The sequence below is a fragment of the Mesorhizobium sp. M0166 genome (genome assembly GCF_040322255.1).
Lineage (GTDB): Bacteria > Pseudomonadota > Alphaproteobacteria > Rhizobiales > Rhizobiaceae > Mesorhizobium.
In genome coordinates, this window is the sequence record NZ_JAMYTD010000059.1 from 1 (window position 1) to 19,376 (window position 19,376).

Below are 19,376 nucleotides of genomic sequence, written 5' to 3' on the forward strand. Positions count from 1 at the left end.
TGCTTGCCTCCAGGGTAAGGTGTTGATTACGCGACCTGACCTTGCCACAGCGCAGGTCGCTATCCACCCTCCTCATAGGATCTGAGTTGCGCGATCGTCGGATCATGTGACGCGCGGAAATCGGTCAGGATCGCCGTCAGGCCATATCCGTCGCGAAATCCGAGAGCTCCAAATGGACTTCAATGGGCGCACTGCAATCAGCCGGCCCGCCATCCCAGAAGTCGGTCAGCTTCAGCTGCCGGGCCGAGTCAGGTAAGTGAACAGCTTTGATTGCGCCATCTATTTCCGCCAGCAGCAAACAATGGTCATCTGGATTTCATCCGAGCTTCGGATCCAGACAGGGGATAGCGCTTTCGATCGACGAGCATCGCCACCTGTAAAGGTTCGCAATCATTCGACCGTGACCGATTTTGCGAGATTGCGCGGCTGGTCTACATCTGTGCCCATGAAGAGCGCCGTGTGGTAGGCAAGAAGCTGTATCGGCAGCGAGAAGACCATCGGCGCGATAATCTCGTCGACAGCCGGCAGCACGAGCGTGTGCATGGTATCGAGTTTCGATGCGGCTGCCCCTTTTTCATCGGTGATGAGGATAATCCGCCCTCTACGGGCAGCCACTTCCTGCATGTTGGAGACGGTCTTGTCGAAAAAGCGATCATGGGGCGCGATGACGATCACTGGCATGTTGTCGTCTATCAATGCGATCGGACCGTGCTTCAATTCACCCGCCGCATAGCCCTCGGCATGGATGTAGGAAATCTCCTTGAGCTTCAGCGCACCTTCCATCGCTAGCGGGAAACTGGTGCCACGGCCGAGATACAGGACGTCACGACACTTTGACAGTTCGCGCGACAGGAACTCGATCTCCGACTGGATGCTGTTGAGTACCTGGCCCATGACGCGCGGCACTTCGGCGAGGCTCCTGACGAGCGCCTGGAGCTCGTCTTCGGTTACGGTCCCGCGGGCTCTGGCGGCGCCGATGGCAAGTGCGGCTAGAACGGCAAGCTGGCAGGTAAAAGCCTTGGTGGAGGCGACGCCGATCTCCGGTCCGGCAAGGATCGGGAAGACCGCATCGGCCTCCCGAGCGATGGTCGATTCGCAGGCATTGACGATAGCGCCAATTTTCAGCCCACGCTCCTTGCAGTACCTCAACGATGCGAGCGTATCAGCGGTTTCGCCGGACTGCGAAATGAAAAGAGCCGCCGACTGCGGCGACAACGGGATCTCGCGGTAACGGAATTCGGACGCAACGTCGATTTCAACTGTCAGGCGCGCATAGCGCTCGAACCAGTATTTTCCGATCAGTCCGGCGAGATAGGCGGTCCCGCAGGCCGAGATCGCCAAGCTCGGGATCCTGGCGAAATCGATGCCAGAAACCGTGTCGGCGCGATTCTCTATGATGTTGCTATAGTGACGGAGAGCATGGGCGATGACTTCGGGCTGCTCGTAGATTTCCTTCTCCATGAAGTGGCGATGGTTGCCCTTGTTGGCCAGATCGGCCGCGGCCGTGGAGGTATGGCGCGGACGCTCGACGGGATGGCCGTCGAAATCGAAGATATGGGCGCCCGAATTGCCGACAATGGCCCAGTCGCCCTCGATGAGATAGGTAATTTCATTGGTGAAGGGAGCAAGCGCGATCGCGTCGGAACCTAGGAACATCTCGCCGTCGCCGTGACCGATCGCCAGCGGTGGTCCGTTGCGCGCCGCCATGATGGTCGACGGATCATCTTCAAAGAGGACAGCAAGCGCATAGGCGCCCCTGAGGCGTTTCAGCATGGCACGCATCGCGTCTTGCCGCCTCATGCCGTCCCGGCGGTGTCTTGCCAAGAGATGCGCGACGACCTCGGTGTCGGTGTCGGTCTGGAACTCGGCGCCAGCCGCCGCCAATTCGTCCTTCAGCTCGGTGAAATTCTCGATGATGCCGTTATGGACGACGGCGACACCGTCGGTAAAGTGCGGGTGTGCATTGTGTTCCGTCGAGGCCCCATGGGTTGCCCAACGCGTGTGGCCGATGCCGATGTTGCCGCTCAGCGGCTCTTCCTTCAGTCTCCTCTCGAGATTGACGAGCTTGCCCTCGGCGCGCCGGCGGTGCAAGGCACCTTCGGTGATCGTCGCAACGCCGGCGGAATCATAGCCGCGATATTCCAAACGCTTCAATGCGTCGACTAACCGATCCGACACCGGCTGTTGCCCAACGATGCCAACAATCCCGCACATGTTCGTCTCCCCATTCTTGCCGGCAGCTTCAGCCCACGCGAGACGGATACCCATCCGGCCGCGTTCATTGGGGACCTTGTAGTAGTAGTCGGTAATATTGGTACAATTGATTGTAGGGATAACTATCATCCACCCCATGGATGAGCCGCGTTCGTGGGCCCTGATCTAACTTCTCGTTGCGCCTGACGCCCTCATGCCCGAACGCAAGCCCACACCCCGCGGCACGAAGGAACAATCGGCCATGCGCGAACCATCCCGGCTACGCACCTGACCACGGACCGCCGCCGCTCGTGATCACGCGGTGATCGGCATGATCACAAGCACTGTAGTTAGGCGGCGTCAGCGACGCATGATCGGCATCATCATCATCGGCAACGTCGGCGCCGTCGGCATGATTCACGTGTTCGTCACGTTGATCATAATCATCGTCGCCGCCGATCAAGTTTCTGATTGCCTGCCGCTTTGACGCGGCTTTCGCCGGTAGAGCTTAGCCCGCGATGGCCTATCAATACGCTGTTAGTCGGCATGGCCGAAACCGAGAGTCAGGCGGCGCACGCCACAGAGCACGTTCAGCGACCGTTTCAGTCAGCGCCGGCTTTCTTGGGGTTCGTAACGGTCATCAGGATTCTCGGGGCATGAATGCACTATCACGAAAGCGTTGGTTCTCAGTGCTTCGTCCGTATTACTCAAACCCGATTCCCGCAGCGGAAGAACTAGCCCCAATATCTCACAGAGTTGAAGTGCATCGGGATTCCGAATCAGAGAAAGTTGTTTTGCGACAACAGCTTAGCTTTGATCGAGGAGCACCCCGATGCAAACAGAGTGTATAACGGATCGGTTCGATTTTGCACCTGTTGAAAAGCGCGCGGTTGTGGCTGGTTTTGACGGTGGAACAATCACCCTCGGATGCCGGCGGGCTTTTGCTGGGGCTGACGGACCGGGCGATCGGGCTGGTCGGTCGCTTTGCCCGCTGCTTCGTGGATGCCCGCAATCCGGCGTTGATCGAGCATGAGGTGAAGACGTTGGTTGCGCAGCGGGTCTTCGCGCTGGCGCTCGGCTATGAAGATATCCACGATCATGACGAGCTGCGCCACGATCCGGTGCTGGCGGTGCTGACCGGCAAGCTCAAGGCACGCCGTCACAAGAAATGTGCGGCCGTCGCCGGCAAGTCGACGCTCAACCGGCTGGAATTAAGCCGGCCGCAGCCTTCGCGCTATCACAGGATCAGCCATGATCCGGCAGCGATCGAGGCACTGTTGGTCGACTTGTTCCTTGGCGCGCACGCGGCGCCGCCCGAGGAGGTCGTGCTGGATCTGGACGCCACCGACGATCCCCTGCACGGCAACCAGGAGGGACGGTTCTTCCACGGCTATTATGGCCACTACTGCTACCTGCCGCTCTACGTCTTCTGCGGCAATCACTTGTTATGCGCCAAGCTGCGGCCCGCCAACATCGACGCCGCCGCCGGCTCGGTTCAGGAGATCGAGCGCATCGTGCGCCAACTGCGCGGCCGCTGACCCAAGGTCCGCATCGTGCTGCGCGCCGATTCCGGCTTCGCCCGCGAGGAACTGATGGCCTGGTGCGAGAACAACGCGGTCGACTATCTGTTCGGCCTGGCCCGCAATGTGCGGTTGGCCCGGCACATCGGGGCCGAACTGGAAGAGGCCAGAGCAGAGAGTATCCTCACCAGCCGGCCCGCCCGCCGTTTCAAGGACTTCCTGTGGACCACCCGCAAGAGCTGGAGCTGCCGGCGCCGGGTCGTGGCCAAGGCCGAGTGGACGCAAGGCGAGGCCAACCCGCGCTTCGTCGTCACCTCGCTCGACGCCAAGGCCTGGCCGGCCCGCAGCCTCTATGAGGACCTCTACTGCGCCCGCGGCGAGATGGAGAATCGCATCAAGGAATGCCAGCTCGACCTGTTCGCCGACCGCACCTCGGCGGCCACCATGCGCGCCAACCAGCTCAGGCTCTGGTTCGCCTCCATGGCCTATGTGCTGATCTGTGCGCTGCGCCGCATCGGCTTGGCCAACACTCGGCTCGCCAGGGCAAGTTGCGCCACCATCCGCCTCAAGCTGTTCAAGATCGGCGCCCTCGTCAGCATCTCGGTGCGCCGCATCAAGCTGGCCATGAACTCAGCCTGCCCGTTCCAGCGCGAATGGGCTCTCACATACGCCAGACTATCGGCAGCCGCTTGAGCGCCCCATCCATCCCTTCCCCTCAACAGCAAGGAACATCGCCGAAAGCAACAACCGCGCCGTGCGGCGATGGCTCTTGCCTGCAACTCATTCGCTCGCAAAAGCGCCGCAACAGACCCATGCCCCAAGACAGTGTGAGATATCCGGGCTAGGCGCGTGTCACGTTTTGTACAAGGCACAATAGCAGTGAGAAATGGAGATTGATGCCTGCGCGTTTTCGGATAAGACAATCACCGAGCTGTCACCCGAATCACATCAGGAACTGTCTATAGCCACCGCCCATCAGGTAGCGGCCACGTTGGATGGCGCGACGCACCTGATCGCGAAGATGGCTACCTGGATGAGACCAATCTTCTTCGACACGGCGTCTCCCGAACAGGGCAATGGCGATCTCCTGATGAGATGCTCCCGCAAGCGAGCCATCCAAAGCCTGGAGCACGATACGCAGACGCGCTCCGCGGGGTTCCGGCGGAAAGCAAGCAGCTGCCAGGCGGCCGCAACCACTGATGTCGTTCAGGAACTGAAGGGCAGCGACATGGAACTTCAGGTGCTGCGGCTGCACGATCGCGTCGACATATAGCCGCAACGGGCGGAGAACGGATGCACCGGAAAGGGCGATCTGCAGACTCCGGCAGTCCTCCCTCAGCAGCACGTGCTGCACGCCGGCAGGTGTCAGCAGGATGTCCTTGCAGCATGAGAGCGACGAAAGATCAAGCGGTTCAAAATCGTGGTCGAGCCCAACCAGCTCCGCGGCCGCTCGTAGAATACGGGCGCAGTCGCGCGGATCCCAAAAGACCCTTGCCGACGTAGCGTCCCACTGTGGCGCGTCCGCGAAAAAGGAGGCTCCATTGTCTTAGGAAAGATGATCCTATCGTCAACTCGATTATGTTCATGTCGGCCTGGGCTCCGACAATGCAGGCGGACGGTGCCATTTTGGCGTGGTCGCGCTGGAATTGTGGATTGCGCCGAAGGAACTCCCAGGCCCAGGCAGTGCGTGGCAATCGTCTGGCGTAGTGGTAAGCTTCGTGACGACGCCAGTCCGGCCAGCATACAAGACCGGCCGTCGCTTCCTTGGGCAGACCAGCATCCTTCACGGCTCAGGTGTCCACAATGCCGACGGGCCTAGAACCGGTTGCCACAGTACCGGTCCGCTCAGACGTCCCCTGCTGCGGATGCGCAAAAGGCTCGCGCGGGAAATCTCGAGAAACCCGGCCACCGCCTCCGTTTTGCCGACGGACTTGGGTTGTCCGATGCGCGACAATGGCCACGTCGCGAGGCGAAGGATCCGTTCCATGCGCGTGTCCGTCACCGTTACTATCCGGGTCAGATCCTTGGCCAAGCCGAACTCGATCATGCCCGCGAAGAGCTCGTAGGTTGCCTGGGCCAGTCCGCCCGCTGCCTTGGGCGCCGACGGAGGAAGATCGAGCGCGAAACGACTGCTCTCCCATATGTCGGAGGTCGAGGGCACGACGTCAGCACCCAGCAGCACCGGGAACGTGTCGCGCAACATTGTGGGTCCGGTGCTGGGCAAAAGACGCACGCAACCGCGAATTCGCCAGTCGGATCCCTTGAGGAGCAGATAGACAGGCTTCAGACCATCAAACGGGTCTGTTTCCATCTGGTCTTCGGTATCAACTTCCCAATCGAGCCTTTCCTTGAACACCCGAAACCTCAGCCCGTGCATCTCTTTGAGCTCGCTTGCGAACTCGTCGTAAAGGTCTGGTGTTATCAGCTGCATCATGGTCGCCTCCGTGCGGGATGTGTTCCCGCCATCGAAGGGCAAAGCCGGCAGCGATGCAGCCTGTAGAGGTTTACAGCTATCGTGGCCGACGAATCAGGATCTCGCCTGGCCGGAGGCAGCCAGTCGTGCAACGGCCTGGTTGATCGTGCGAACGCCAAGCTTTGCCTTGGCGTTTTCCAGATGAAAGGTCACGGTGCGCTTTGAGACGCCGAGAAGCTGGCTGATAACCCAAGCCGACTTGCCGCGCGCCGCCCATTTCAGGCACTCGAACTCCCGCGGGGTGAGCGTTACACCATCCACCACGCGATCGTCGGCGAGCCTGCGCCGGACATGGATATGAAAGTTGATGGCCACCAGCTGCAATGCTTTTTCGTAACGTGTCAGTGACCGCAACAGAGGCGGGCGGGACTCGTCGGAAGCAAAGGTCAGGGCAGCAAACCGGCCGCAATGATCATGCATGGATATCGTCAGGCCGCCGCGGATGCCAAACTCAGCCGCACTCTCCAGAATTTGTTGCTGCGAATTCGGCAGACAGTGCCGAGCGCGATCCACACCCCAATCAAAGGTATCCCAGCCTTGCAGCCCGCGCAGGATGACCGGATCAAGACTGTGGTACCGCTGTTGCAGATAACGTGATGTCCAGGATGAAGGATAGTTTGAGATCAATTGCGGGGCCTCGCCGGGGGCCGACGGGTAAGTGAAATAGGCGAATAGCGGAAAATCGAAGCCGGCTGCAGCGGATGCCATTGCCTCACGGAGATCGGCAGCATCAACACTTGCAGACAGTTGCTCGACGAAGTTCTCAAACACGCGATGCATTTGCGCTTTGCGTAACCTCCGTGATCGCTCGATGCCAGGCAGAGACCTTGTTTTAAACGATCCCGGACGGATACAGCGCGTGCCGAGAACCCCGTTAACCTGTTGAAACCCGTGATATTCTGACGTTGTCTATGAGCCGTGTACCGCCGAGCCAGGCCGCGACAAGCAAGCGTGCAGGTCGGTCAAGGCTTGTCATCGGTCGCAGATCTGCCTCGTCGCGAAGTTCCAGGTATTCGACCTCGCGATAGCCCGCAGCCAGAATTGCTGCGCGCGCTTCGGCAAGCGTTGGCAGGACGGGCGAGTCGCGGGCAAGCCGCTCAGCCGTCTCGAGCAAGACCGATGATAGCTCGGGGGCAACAGCACGCTCTGCTGGCGAGAGCCGGACATTGCGCGATGATAGTGCAAGACCGTCGGCTTCGCGGACTGTCGGACAAGGAACAATGGTGATTGGAATATCCAGGTCCCGGGCCATACGCCTGACTAGCTGAAGCTGCTGAAAGTCCTTTTCGCCAAAGAAGCCGAAGTCAGCGCTGGTCTGCAGGAAGAGCTTGGCGACGACGGTCGCCACGCCATCAAAATGTCCCGGCCGGAAGGCACCGCACAGGCCCTCGCTGACACCGGACACCGAAACGGTCGTGGCGAAGGCCGCCGGATACATTTCCTCTGCATCCGGCGCATAAAGCAGGTGCGCGCCAAGCGGTGCCAGCTTGGCGGCATCCTCGTCCTCGGTGCTCGGATACGCGGCGAGATCGGCCTGGCTGTTGAATTGCTTCGGGTTGACGAAGAGCGTCACGATCACCCGGTCGGCCTTCTCGAGTGCCGCGCGCACCAGGCTGAGATGGCCCTCATGCAGGACGCCCATCGTTGGCACCACGGCAATCCTCACGCTCTCGCGGCGCCATGCGGCGACAATTTCGCGAAGCTGGGCAACGCTCCTGACAATCGGCACGCTCACGCTGCTTCTCCGCTCTTGGTGGCGTCCGCGTCGGCGGGCTTGCGCGCATCGGCAAACACGTGCTCGGCGGCCGGAAACTGGCGCTCCTTCACTTCCCGCGCATAGGCCGCGATCGCAGCCGTAGCGGCCTCCCCCATTTCAGCATAGCGCTTGACGAATTTGGGCCGGAAGTCGCCGAAGAGGCCCAGCATGTCGTCGACGACGAGAATCTGGCCGTCACAGGCTGCCGAGGCACCGATGCCAATGGTCGGGGTCGCCACCTCCCCGGTGATCCGGCGGGCGAGCGCCTCGGGAACCTTCTCCAGCACGACCGCAAAGGCGCCCGCTTCGCTCACCGCAAGCGCGTCGCGCCTGATGCGCTCGGCATCCCCGCCTCTGCCCTGCACGCGGTAGCCACCGATGGTGTTGATCGCCTGCGGCGTCAAGCCGACATGGGCCATGACCGGCACGCCGCGCGCGGCGAGGAAGCCGATCGTCTCTGCCATCGTTTCGCCGCCTTCGAGCTTGACGGCCGCGCAGCCGGTCTCGGCCATGACGCGCGCGGCATTGCGGAAAGCCTGCTCGGGGCTTTCCTCGAAGGAACCGAACGGCAGGTCGACGACCATCAGCGCCTGCTCGAGGCCACGGCGCACGGCCTGGCCGTGCGTGATCATCATCTCCAGCGTCACACCGAGCGTCGAGGGCAGGCCGTGGAGAACCATGCCGACGCTGTCGCCGACCAGCACCACATCGCAATGGGGATCGACAAGCCGGGCGACTGGCGTCGTGTAGGCGGTAAGGCAGACGAGCGGCGTCCCACCTTTGCGCGAACGAATATCCGGCGGTGTGATCGCCTTGGTGTCACCAAACGCACTCAATGGACCCTCCTTCCCCAACGTTACCAACCGCGGGTGTCGCGTTTGCCACATTTTTGTGCAAGTGCGAAGAGCTAAAAATGGCCGTGCAGCTGTGCGGTGTTGACGTGCGGACAGGCGCGCTTACACTTAAATCGATTCAGGCGCCCCCGAGCTGGCCAACCACTTTCGCGAACATGGACGATCAGGCAAAAGGACCCAGGAAAGACAGAGCCGCCGTCAAGGCCGACGAAGTCAAAGTGGACCTGATCGCCTTTGTCGTCGCCGTAAACGACAGTGAACCCTGTGTCCTCACCATCGGCCAGGCGGACACCCTTCCCTCCGGACCATTTGCGCTTGAGCACCGATCGCTGCAATCCGGTTTGAGGGGGTGGGTCGAGCAGCAGACCGGCCATCCGCTGGGGTATATTGAGCAACTCTACACCTTCGCGGATCGGGATCGCATCGGCGCCGAGCGCCAGCAGCGCGTCATCTCCATCAGCTATCTCGCATTGACCCGCAAGGAACAGGCAGCTGGCTCGCCCAAGTGCGGCTGGCAGAGCTGGTATGAATATTTTCCATGGGAGGACCACCGCTCCGGCACGCCTCCGGTCGTGCTGGACGTTCTGCGACCGCGCCTGATTGAATGGGCAGACGGCGTCAGCGACGCGGCCACGCGACGTGAACGCTGGCAGCGGGCGACGATAGCCTTCGGCTTCGACGACCGCCTTTGGAACGAGGAACTCACGCTTCAACGCTATGAGTTAGTCTACGAAGCAGGCCTGGTCCAAGAGGCCGGAAGCGGACGGGACGCGACGCTGCCGCTGGTGCCCAGCAAGTCTATGGTCGCCGATCATCGCCGCATCGTGGCGACCGGCATTGCGCGGCTGCGCTCCAAGATCAAATACCGGCCGGTCGTCTTTGAGCTGATGCCGCCGGTCTTCACGCTTTTGCAGCTGCAGCGAACCGTGGAGGCGCTTGCCGGCAGGCTCGTGCGTAAGCCGAACTTTCGCCGGCTGATCGAGCAGCAGGAGCTGGTCGAAGAGACCGGAGAGGCAACCGCGGAGACCGGCGGCCGGCCAGCGAAGCTTTACCGGTTCCGCCACGCCGTTCTCGACGAGAGGGTCATCGCCGGGACAAAATTGCCGCTGGCGCGGGGTTGACATCGCTTATACTCACAGCAAGTATATGCTGGTTATTTTCAACTAGAGTATAAGCTGGAGGGGTCGATGAGCGCCGTGCTGCCTGCGACCGCGTTTCTCTACGAGCGCGTCCGACGAGTGATCCCGCCGATCGAATGGCCGGCTTTCGTCGAGGATATCGAGGCGATCCTTGCACTGAAGCGCGAGCGCAACGCCATCATCCTGGCGCACAACTATCAGACCCCCGAGATCTTCCATTGCGTGGCCGACATCGTCGGCGACAGCTTGGCACTGGCCCGCACGGCTGCGACGATCGAGGCGCAAGTCATCGTGCTGGCCGGCGTACATTTCATGGCCGAAACGGCCAAGCTGCTCAATCCGCAAAAGACGGTGCTCATTCCCGACCTGCGGGCAGGCTGTTCGTTGGCGGAATCGATCACGGCAGAAGACGTGCGCTTGATGCGCCAGCGTTATCCCGGCGTGCCGATCATCACTTATGTCAACACGTCGGCCGAAGTGAAAGCCGAGTCGGATATCTGCTGTACATCCGGCAACGCCAAGGCGGTCGTCCAATCCCTTGGCGTTCCCCAGGTGATCATGTTGCCGGACGAATATCTGGCCCAGAATATCGCCGCCCAGACCGATGTGCAGATCATCGCCTGGAAAGGGCATTGCGAGGTGCATGAGCGCTTTACACCGGCCGACATCCGCGAGTTGCGCGAAAGCCATCCCGGCGTGATCGTGCTCGCGCATCCCGAATGCCCGCCCGACGTCGTGGCTGAAGCAGATTTTTCCGGCTCGACCGCTGCCATGTCCGACTATGTCGAAAGGCAAAGGCCGGCACGTGTCGTGCTGATGACGGAATGTTCGATGAGCGACAACGTCGCGTTAGCGCACCCAGAGGTCGAGTTCATCCGGCCCTGCAATTTGTGCCCGCACATGAAGCGGATCACGCTTGCCAACATCCGCATGGCGCTCGAGCAGAACCACCATATCGTAACCATCGAACCCGGGATCGCCGGGCGCGCGCGGCTTGCGGTCGAACGGATGCTGGCAATTTGAGCGCCGATGTCCGCAGCATCTTCGGGCGGCCGATCATCATCGGCGGCGGCATCGCCGGACTGATGACCGCGCTTCAACTGGCGCCGGAGCCGGTGCTGCTTCTGTCCAGGACGCTGCTGGGAGCTGACAATTCGAGCACGTGGGCACAGGGTGGTCTGGCTGCAAGTTTCGGCGAAGACGACGATCCGGAACTGCACCTGGCCGATACGCTTGCCGCCGGGGATGGTCTCTGCGACACAGACGTGGCGAGCCGCATCCTCCAAGCCGCGCCCAAGGCGATAGAGGGGCTTGCGGGCTTTGGGGTTCCCTTCGACCGTACGTCGAAAGGATCACTGTGCCTCGGATTGGAGGCCGCACACAGCCGACGTCGCATCGTTCATGCGCATGGTGACGGCACCGGGCGTGAGATCATGCGTGCCCTGATCGCGGCTGTGCGTTCCACTCCGTCGATTGTTGTCGTGGAGGGCGTGGAAGCGCGCCGACTGGCGGTGCGAGAGAATGCGATCCGAGGCGTCTGGGCGAGCGGTTCGATAGGACCTGTCTTCTTCGGCTCACGGCGGGTCGTCCTCGCCACCGGTGGGATCGGGGGACTGTTTCTCGACACCACCAATCCTTCGGGCAGTTGCGGACAGGGCCTGGCGCTTGCGGCCCGCGCTGGAGCTGTCCTTGCCGACCTCGAGTTCATCCAGTTCCACCCGACCGCGCTTGACGGCCCGGAACGCCCTATGGCGCTGGTCAGCGAGGCCGTCCGCGGCGAAGGTGCTGCCCTGATCGACGAAACCGGCCAGGCTTTTCTCCAGAGCGTGTCAGGGGCGGAACTTGCGCCTCGTGATGTCTTGGCGCGCGCCGTCTGGAACCATCTTGCCAACGGCCACCGTGTTTTTCTCGACGCGCGGCAACGGCCTGGCCCGGAATTTGCTCGACACTTCCCGACAATTGCATCAGCCTGTCGTGGAGCCGGCATCAATCCCGCGCGCGATCTCATCCCCATTCGTCCGGCCCAACACTACCACATGGGTGGCGTTGCCGTGGACGGCTCCGGTAGGACGTCCGTCAAGGGGCTGTGGGCCTGCGGCGAAGTCGCTTCGACAGGACTGCATGGCGCCAACAGGCTCGCCAGCAATTCCTTGACCGAGGCCGTCGTGTGCGCGCGCTGGGTCGCTGAAAGTGTCGCCGGAACGCCTGCTCGCAGAACAAGGCCTGCGGTTGCGGACGTTCACCCATCGCCCGCTCCGATACCCGTGCGTGTTTTCCTGTCGCGCGCACTCGGTATCGTCCGGGATGGTGAAGGTCTGAAAGCAGCCGCATATGCCTTGTTGCCGCTCGCCGAAAGCAAGGACGCGGCCTCGGATCCGGCGGCTGTCGGGCTAATGATCGCGGTTGCCGCCCTGTTGCGCGAAGAAAGCCGCGGCGCTCATTACCGGACAGACTTTCCTCATCATGCGACTGTCGCCCGACGGTCCGAAATCACCCTCGAAGCCGCCTTGGCCGCTGCGCGGGAACTCGGACACTCGCCAAGCCTCGAAGGGGCAAAATGATGACGCTCTCACCGCTTCCCACGGTCATGCTTGAGCCGCTTGTAAGGGCAGCTCTTCTTGAAGACCTTGGCAGAGCCGGCGACTTGACCACGGAGGCCATCATCCCGAAGGCACACCAAGCGGGAACCGTGCTGGCGGCGCGCCAGTCCGGAGTTGTCGCCGGCCTCGATCTGGCGATGCTCGCTTTCCGCTTGATTGATCCTGATGTCGAAATTTCGGTGGAGCGGGCAGACGGCTGCAATGTCATGGATGGAGAGGTCATTGCATCAGTGGTTGGCCCTGCCCGGGGCATTCTCACAGCCGAACGGACGGCACTCAATTTTTTGTGCCATCTGAGCGGCATCGCTACAGCAACGGCATCGATCGTCGCTGCGGTTCGTGGATATGGCGCGAAGATCGTCTGCACGCGCAAGACGACGCCCGGATTGAGGGCAGTCGAAAAGTATGCGGTGCGCGCGGGTGGCGGATCCAATCACCGTTTCGGCCTCGACGACGCAATTCTGATCAAGGACAACCACATCGCCATCGCAGGCGGCGTTCGCCCGGCGCTCGAGCGAGCACGAAGACGGGCCGGTCATCTCGTCAAGATCGAAGTCGAGGTCGATACGCTGGCCCAGTTGGAGGAGGTACTTGGCTTCGCTCCCGATGCGATTCTGCTCGACAACATGTCCCTCGCCGATCTTCGCCGGGCCGTCGCAATCGTTGGCGGCCGTGCTATCACCGAGGCTTCTGGCGGGATCGCATCCGATACAGCGCGAGCGATTGCCGCGACCGGCGTCGATCTGATTTCGGTCGGCCGACTGACCCACAGCGCGCCGATCCTGGATATCGGCCTCGACTATTGGGGCTCATGATTGTCTGAGGAACGAACAGGATCGAATCAACTGTCCTTTCCGATCGTCGTCAATCAGACAGCAAAGCAAGGCAGAACCGGAGGAACAGCATGGACATGCAAACAGCCAGTCCAACGCAGACATCGCCACAGGCTCAATCCCCTGACCCTGGAGCGTGGACCCTGGAGAAGGCTCAGGCACTTCACGATGCCCCCTTCAACAATCTCCTCTTCCTCGCGCAAACCGTGCACCGCCAGAATTTCGATCCCAATAAGGTCCAGCTCAGCCGGCTGCTCAGCATCAAGACGGGCGGATGCCCCGAGGATTGCGGCTATTGCAGCCAGTCGGCGCATCACGAGACCGGCCTGAAGGCGTCGAAGCTGATGGAGGTCCGGCGCGTCGTCGCCGAGGCGAAGAAAGCGCGTGACGCCGGCGCAACCCGCTATTGCATGGGCGCGGCCTGGCGAAACCCCAAGGCGCGCGACATGGATGCGGTGGTGGCGATGGTCGAAGGCGTCAAGGCGCTGGGCATGGAGACCTGCATGACGCTCGGCATGCTCGATCGTGAGCAAGCCGCTCGACTGAAGCAGGCTGGTCTCGACTACTACAACCACAACATCGATACGTCAGAACGCTACTACAGCGAGGTCATCTCGACCCGCAAGTTTGCCGACCGGCTGGATACACTCGCCAATGTCCGCGACAGCGGCATCAAAGTCTGCTGCGGCGGCATTGTCGGCATGGGCGAAGAGCCTGTGGACCGGATCGACATGCTGGTGACGCTGGCCAACCTGCCTGAACATCCGCAAAGCGTTCCGATCAACATGCTGATCCCGATCGAGGGCACCCCGCTTGCCGAGGCTAAACCGATCGAGCCGATCGAATTCGTGCGTGTGATCGCACTGGCTCGTATCATGATGCCGAAATCGCACGTGCGACTTTCGGCCGGCCGCACCGCCATGACCGACGAGATGCAGGCGCTGTGCTTTTTTGCCGGCGCCAACTCGATCTTCGTCGGCGACACGCTGCTGACGGCGGACAATCCCGGTGTGGACAAGGATACCCTGCTGTTCCGGCGCCTTGGCATCGAGCCGATGGAACTCGAGGCGCAATGAACGGGGCACCGCTTGCCCGCTATGAGGCGACCTTGCAGGGACTGGCGCGCAAGGACCGGCTGCGGACGCTGAAGCTGCGCGCCGGGCGCGACTTCTCGTCGAACGACTATCTCGGGCTTGCCGCCTCCAAAAGACTTGGCGAAGCGGTTGCGGCGGCGATTGCGCGTGGCACGCCGGTTGGCGCCACCGGGTCGCGGCTGTTGCGCGGCAATGCGCCGGAACACGAGCAGCTCGAGGCAGACGCGGCGGCATTCTTTGGAGCCGACCGCGCGCTGTTCTTCGGCAGCGGCTACATCGCCAACTTCGCTCTGCTGACGGCGCTGCCGCAGAAGGGCGACCTTTTGATCCTCGATGAGCTCGCCCATGCCAGCATGCATGAGGGTGCGCAGGCCGGGCGCGCACAGTTGGTGCTGGCCGCGCACCACGACGTCGATGCTGTCGAGGATGCGATCACACGTTGGCGCGCCGAAGGCGGCATGGGATGCGTCTGGATCGCGGTGGAAAGCCTTTACAGCATGGATGGCGATTGCGCGCCTTTGGAGAGCCTGGTCGCGCTTGCCGATCGGCACGACGCATTCATCGTCATTGACGAGGCGCATGCCACCGGCGTCTGGGGACCGGACGGCCGGGGGCTGGCCGCCGCTTTCGAGGGCCGCGACAACATCGTCGCGCTCCACACCTGCGGCAAGGCGCTCGGCGCATCTGGTGGGCTCGTGACCGGGCCGAGGACACTGTGCCAGTATCTGATCAACCGTTGCCGGCCATTCATCTACGCCACAGCGCCATCGCCGCTGATGGCGGTCGCGGCGCGCGAAGCGCTCGCCATGCTCGCCGACGAGCCTATGCGGCGTGTTCAGCTACATGAACGCGTTGCCCTCGCAGGCCGCCAATTGGTCGATCGCTGCGGCGTCACGCCCAGCGGCTCGCAAATCCAGCCATTTGTCATCGGCGATGTCAGGCGCACCATGGCAGTGTCGGCGCGCCTGCAGGCCCGCGGCTTCGACATACGCGGCATTCGTCCGCCGACCGTGCCCGAGGGCACGTCACGGCTGCGCATCTCACTGACGCTCAATATCGGCGAAGCCGACATTTCCGCCATGGTCGAGGCGCTCGTCGAGGTGTTGGCCCAGACATGACCGGAGGCGACATGACCAAGCGCATCGTCATCACCGGAACAGACACCGGAATTGGCAAGACGGTGTTTTCGGCCGGGCTTGCCGGCCTGCTTGACGGTTTCTACTGGAAGCCGGTGCAATCGGGCCTCGACGGCGAGACCGACAGCGAGGCGGTTGCACGGCTTGCCGGGCTTCCGTCGGGGCGCGTGCTGCCGGAAGCCTACCGCTTGAAGAGCCCGCTTTCGCCGCATCGTTCGGCCGAAATCGACGACGTTTCGATCGAGGCTGCCGATCTTTCGTTTCCGGTCCTGCCGACACCGCTCGTCATCGAAGGCGCCGGCGGGCTGATGGTGCCGCTGAACCGCCGGACAAGGTTCATCGACATATTCGAGCAATGGCAGTTGCCGGTCATTCTGTGCGCCCGCACCGCGCTCGGAACAATCAATCATACCCTGCTGTCGATCGAGGCCCTGCGGGCGCGCGCTATCCCGCTGGCTGGCATCGCCTTCATCGGCGATGAGATGACCGATACGCAACGGACGATCATGGAATTCGGCGACGTGCCGCAACTCGGCAGGCTGCCGCACCTCGATCCGCTGACGGACAAAACGCTGAGACAAGCGATGATTGCCGGCTTCGACCTCGCTTTGATTGCCGGAGGCGGATAATGCCGCAATCCCGTGTGTGGCATCCCTTCACCCAGCACGCGCTCGAGCCGGCGATCCCTGAAATCGTCCTGACTGAAGGCGCCTACCTCCACAAAGCCAATGGCGCGCGCATTCTGGACGCCATTTCCTCCTGGTGGGTGGTCACCCATGGCCACCGCCATCCCCGCATCATGAAAGCTATCGAGACGACCGCCTCGAGCCTCGACCAGATCATCTTTGCAGGCTTTACGCACGAGCCAGCCGAATGCTTGGCCAAGGCGCTTGTCGGACTCGCTCCCGCCGGACTCGACTGGGTGTTCTATTCCGACAGCGGCTCGACCAGCGTCGAAGTCGCGCTGAAGATGGCGCTCGGCTATTTCCGCAACATCGGCGCGCCGCGCTCGCGCATCGTCGTCATGGAGCACAGCTATCATGGCGACACCATCGGCACGATGAGCGTCGGTGCCCGTGGCGTGTTCAACGCCGCCTACGAACCCTTGCTGTTCGAGGTCGACACCATTCCCTTCCCGGCCGGCGGCCGCGAGCAGGAAACGCTGGATAGATTCGAGGCCGTCAGCCGCGACCGGCGCGCCGCCGCGCTGATCGTCGAACCGCTCGTGCTTGGCGCCGGCGGCATGCTGATGTATCCGGCCTGGGTTGTCACCGAATTGAAGAAGATCGCCGAGACCTCCGGCATGCTGCTGATCGCTGATGAGGTGATGACCGGCTGGGGCCGCACCGGGAGCATGTTCGCCTGCGAGCAGGCGAACATCTGTCCGGACATGCTGTGCACCTCGAAGGGCCTGACCGGTGGCGCAATCCCGCTGGCCGCCACGCTTGCCACCGATGCCATCTTCCATGCTCATTGTTCGGCGGATCGCAAGAAGACGTTTTTCCACTCGAGTTCCTACACGGCCAATCCGATTGCCTGCGCGGCAGCATTCGCCAATGTCGAGATCTGGCGTGACGAGCCGGTGGTCGAGCGGATCGCGGCCTTGAGCGAGAGACAGGCCGCCGGGTTTCGACGCTTTCGCGACAATGCCAACTTCACCGACAGCCGCGCGATCGGCACGATCCTGGCTCTCGACCTGCGCGCCGGCTCTGCCGGCTATCTGGCCGAGATCGGACCTAAGCTGCGGGCCTTTTTCCTCGAGCGCGGCCTGCTTGTGCGCCCGCTCGGCAATGTCCTTTATCTCCTGCCGCCCTATTGCGTCACCGGCGACGAGCTCGATCGGCTCCATGACGCGATCGAGGAGGCCGGCGAACGCTTCGGCTCAAAGCCATGAGCAGGTTGTCGCGCCTTCTCGGGTTTGGCCATCATGCGCCTGGCCGAAAGGTGGCGAATGCCGAAATCGAGAACAATCTCGGCCTCGAACCGGGCTGGATCGAGCGGCGTACTGGAATCCGGTCGCGCTTCTGGGCAACGGACGAAGACACGCTGTCTGGTCTTGCTGCGCAGGCCGGCGCGATGGCGCTGGCCAGCGCCGGCATTGCGCGCCACGACATCGGTCTGCTGCTGCTTGCCACCTCGACGCCCGATCACCTCCTGCCGCCCAGCGCGCCCCTGGTCGCACATCGGCTGGGGCTCGGCCGCGCCGGCGCGATCGATCTCACCGGCGCCTGCGCCGGCTTCATCTATGCGCTGATGTTTGCGGACGGGTTCACCCGCCTGCACGGCAAAGCGAGCCTTGTTATCGCCGCCAATATCCTCAGCCGCCGCATCAATCCCTCTGAGCGCGCCAGCGCCGTGCTGTTTGCCGATGCCGCCGGCGCCCTCGTGATCGGTCCGTGCGAGGATACTGATCGGGGGATTCTCGGTGCCTCCGTGGATTCGGACGGCTCGCGCTACGGGCTGATCCAGATACCCGCGGGGGGAAGCAACGTCCCGTTTCATGGCGGCCTGGATCTCGGGCAGACCCGAATGACGATGACCGACGGACGCGAAGTGTTCGCAAAGGCCGTCGAGATGATGACCGATTGCTCGATAAGCGCGCTAGCCGCTGCCGGAGTGCGCCCACAGGATGTCGACCGGTTCGTGCCGCATCAGGCCAATGCTCGCATTTTCGATGCTGTCGGGAGCAACCTCGGCATAGCGGATCAAGCAATTGTCAAGACGATTGCCGAATACGGCAACTCTTCGGCCGCGACGATCCCGCTCTCACTGTCGCTCGCCAATCAAGCGGAGCCGTTTCGACCGGACGAAAAAATCCTTCTCGCGGCGGCAGGTGCGGGACTCAGCGGCGGGGCGCTCGTCGTCGGGATTTAGCCCAGCGAAGCTGCTCAACATCAGGACTGGCTCTGTGAGATGAATAGGACAACGGGGCCAATGCGAAAAATAGTCGCCGGCAAGCTGCACGCATCCACGTCACCGAAGCAAACCTCAACTACCACGGTTCGATAACGCTCGACCCTGACCACTGCGAAGAAGCCGGGATCCTTGCCAATGGATTCGTGGAGACATGGAGCAAGACTTCCGGCGCGTGCATCTCGACCTATGTCTTCCTCGGCGAGCGCGGCTCTCGATGCTGCATCCTCAACGGCGCGGCCGCCCGGAACCTGCCAGCCCACTCCATCCATCTGGACGAAGCGCACATTCCTGTCTGAAGCCGCGGATCGTTACGTTCGTCATCAACAATGTCGTCGGCTTCTCGCCGATGGCAATGCGCTGACGCGGACGGCGTTGACGATTACATCGGCAGGGGCGCTTCAGCAGAACTTTCGCGGGTTGATGGAGCAGCAGGAACTGGTGGAGGAGACCGGCGAAAGTGCTTTTGATACCGGCGGTCGGCCGGCGAAGCTTTATCGCTTCCGCCACCATGTCCTCGACGAAACGGCGGTCGCCCGGACAAAATTGCCGCTGGCGCGGGCTTGACATCCTTTATACTCAACGTAGAAATATACCCTTATAATCAATTCGATTATAACGAGAAATTCATTCGCACGGTCCGAACCCACGGTCTCGCTCGGGAAGCCCGTATGAGTGGATCGAAGTGATCTTGGAAATGAAACGCCCGAGGACGGGCTTTCAACCTTTGTCGTGAAGGAGGTGCCGCGCGAGTGGGCCAATGCCTTGCGGCAACGGTGAGGGATGTATACCGCCAGTAAACGCGTGCGTCAAAGTCGCTGTCGAATGTACAGTTCGTCTAAATGTGCAAGACGTTCGATTTGTG

At 62.1% G+C, this 19,376-nt stretch carries 17 protein-coding genes and 3 pseudogenes; 12 read left to right on the top strand and 8 right to left on the bottom strand.

What is annotated here, in order from left to right:
• Positions 1 to 136: 136 nt before the first annotated feature.
• Both NKJ46_RS32275 and glmS read right to left on the bottom strand, forming a co-directional pair.
• On the bottom strand, positions 137 to 298 hold the full coding sequence (locus tag NKJ46_RS32275; RefSeq protein ID WP_352549646.1) for a hypothetical protein: 162 nt from the start codon (positions 296 to 298) through the stop codon (positions 137 to 139).
• 92 nt (positions 299 to 390) lie between these two features.
• On the bottom strand, positions 391 to 2,214 hold the full coding sequence (gene glmS / locus NKJ46_RS32280; RefSeq protein WP_352549645.1) for a glutamine--fructose-6-phosphate transaminase (isomerizing): 1,824 nt from the start codon (positions 2,212 to 2,214) through the stop codon (positions 391 to 393).
• A gap of 811 nt (positions 2,215 to 3,025) precedes the next feature.
• Here glmS and NKJ46_RS32285 point away from each other — a divergent pair.
• Positions 3,026 to 4,406: pseudogene (locus NKJ46_RS32285) on the top strand (IS1380 family transposase).
• Positions 4,407 to 4,656: 250 nt separating this feature from the next.
• Here NKJ46_RS32285 and NKJ46_RS32290 read toward each other — a convergent pair.
• The 6 genes from NKJ46_RS32290 to panB form a co-directional block, all read right to left on the bottom strand.
• Positions 4,657 to 5,067: a DUF2285 domain-containing protein gene (locus NKJ46_RS32290; protein WP_352618332.1), complete on the bottom strand. Its 411-nt coding sequence runs from the start codon at positions 5,065 to 5,067 to the stop codon at positions 4,657 to 4,659.
• A 58-nt stretch (positions 5,068 to 5,125) separates the two neighbouring features.
• On the bottom strand, positions 5,126 to 5,500 hold the full coding sequence (locus NKJ46_RS32295; RefSeq protein WP_352671058.1) for a transcriptional regulator domain-containing protein: 375 nt from the start codon (positions 5,498 to 5,500) through the stop codon (positions 5,126 to 5,128).
• On the bottom strand, positions 5,497 to 6,147 hold the full coding sequence (locus tag NKJ46_RS32300; protein WP_352458529.1) for an acyl-homoserine-lactone synthase: 651 nt from the start codon (positions 6,145 to 6,147) through the stop codon (positions 5,497 to 5,499). The genes NKJ46_RS32295 and NKJ46_RS32300 overlap by 4 nt, the downstream gene beginning before the upstream one ends.
• Positions 6,148 to 6,240: 93 nt before the next feature.
• Positions 6,241 to 6,966, bottom strand: coding sequence for a LuxR family transcriptional regulator (locus NKJ46_RS32305; protein WP_352458528.1), 726 nt, complete (start codon positions 6,964 to 6,966; stop codon positions 6,241 to 6,243).
• A gap of 94 nt (positions 6,967 to 7,060) precedes the next feature.
• On the bottom strand, positions 7,061 to 7,921 hold the full coding sequence (panC, locus tag NKJ46_RS32310) for a pantoate--beta-alanine ligase (protein ID WP_352496587.1): 861 nt from the start codon (positions 7,919 to 7,921) through the stop codon (positions 7,061 to 7,063).
• A complete protein-coding gene (gene panB / locus NKJ46_RS32315) occupies positions 7,918 to 8,778 on the bottom strand; it encodes a 3-methyl-2-oxobutanoate hydroxymethyltransferase (protein ID WP_352671060.1) in 861 nt (286 codons plus the stop codon). The genes panC and panB overlap by 4 nt, the downstream gene beginning before the upstream one ends.
• Positions 8,779 to 8,951: 173 nt before the next feature.
• On the opposite strand from panB, the gene NKJ46_RS32320 reads away from it, so the two are divergent.
• The 11 genes and pseudogenes from NKJ46_RS32320 to NKJ46_RS34915 all read left to right on the top strand — a co-directional run.
• On the top strand, positions 8,952 to 9,917 hold the full coding sequence (locus tag NKJ46_RS32320) for an NUDIX hydrolase (protein WP_352671082.1): 966 nt from the start codon (positions 8,952 to 8,954) through the stop codon (positions 9,915 to 9,917).
• Between the two features lie 66 nt (positions 9,918 to 9,983).
• Positions 9,984 to 10,958, top strand: a complete 975-nt coding sequence (nadA, locus tag NKJ46_RS32325) for a quinolinate synthase NadA (RefSeq protein WP_352610560.1) — start codon at positions 9,984 to 9,986, stop codon at positions 10,956 to 10,958.
• A complete protein-coding gene (locus NKJ46_RS32330; protein WP_352610563.1) occupies positions 10,955 to 12,496 on the top strand; it encodes an L-aspartate oxidase in 1,542 nt (513 codons plus the stop codon). The genes nadA and NKJ46_RS32330 overlap by 4 nt, the downstream gene beginning before the upstream one ends.
• Positions 12,496 to 13,350 carry a carboxylating nicotinate-nucleotide diphosphorylase gene (gene nadC, locus NKJ46_RS32335; RefSeq protein ID WP_352503117.1) on the top strand — a complete coding sequence of 285 codons (855 nt, stop codon included), beginning with the start codon at positions 12,496 to 12,498 and terminating at the stop codon, positions 13,348 to 13,350. Before NKJ46_RS32330 ends, nadC begins: the two co-directional genes overlap by 1 nt.
• A 95-nt stretch (positions 13,351 to 13,445) precedes the next feature.
• Complete coding sequence (gene bioB / locus NKJ46_RS32340; RefSeq protein WP_352671085.1) at positions 13,446 to 14,444, top strand: biotin synthase BioB; 999 nt, start codon at positions 13,446 to 13,448, stop codon at positions 14,442 to 14,444.
• Positions 14,441 to 15,580 (top strand): 8-amino-7-oxononanoate synthase, encoded by a 1,140-nt coding sequence (locus tag NKJ46_RS32345; RefSeq protein ID WP_352671063.1) that lies wholly within the window; start codon positions 14,441 to 14,443, stop codon positions 15,578 to 15,580. Before bioB ends, NKJ46_RS32345 begins: the two co-directional genes overlap by 4 nt.
• Before the next feature lie 11 nt (positions 15,581 to 15,591).
• Positions 15,592 to 16,227, top strand: coding sequence for a dethiobiotin synthase (bioD, locus tag NKJ46_RS32350; protein ID WP_352671065.1), 636 nt, complete (start codon positions 15,592 to 15,594; stop codon positions 16,225 to 16,227).
• Positions 16,227 to 17,492, top strand: a complete 1,266-nt coding sequence (locus NKJ46_RS32355) for an adenosylmethionine--8-amino-7-oxononanoate transaminase (RefSeq protein ID WP_352671067.1) — start codon at positions 16,227 to 16,229, stop codon at positions 17,490 to 17,492. Before bioD ends, NKJ46_RS32355 begins: the two co-directional genes overlap by 1 nt.
• Positions 17,489 to 18,472 carry a 3-oxopimeloyl-[acyl-carrier-protein] synthase BioZ gene (gene bioZ, locus NKJ46_RS32360; RefSeq protein ID WP_352671070.1) on the top strand — a complete coding sequence of 328 codons (984 nt, stop codon included), beginning with the start codon at positions 17,489 to 17,491 and terminating at the stop codon, positions 18,470 to 18,472. Before NKJ46_RS32355 ends, bioZ begins: the two co-directional genes overlap by 4 nt.
• Before the next feature lie 60 nt (positions 18,473 to 18,532).
• Positions 18,533 to 18,842, top strand: a pseudogene (locus NKJ46_RS32365) (aspartate 1-decarboxylase); the annotation flags it as partial.
• Positions 18,843 to 18,913: 71 nt separating this feature from the next.
• A pseudogene (locus NKJ46_RS34915) lies at positions 18,914 to 19,078 on the top strand (NrtR DNA-binding winged helix domain-containing protein); the annotation flags it as partial.
• Between the last annotated feature and the right edge of the window lie 298 nt (positions 19,079 to 19,376).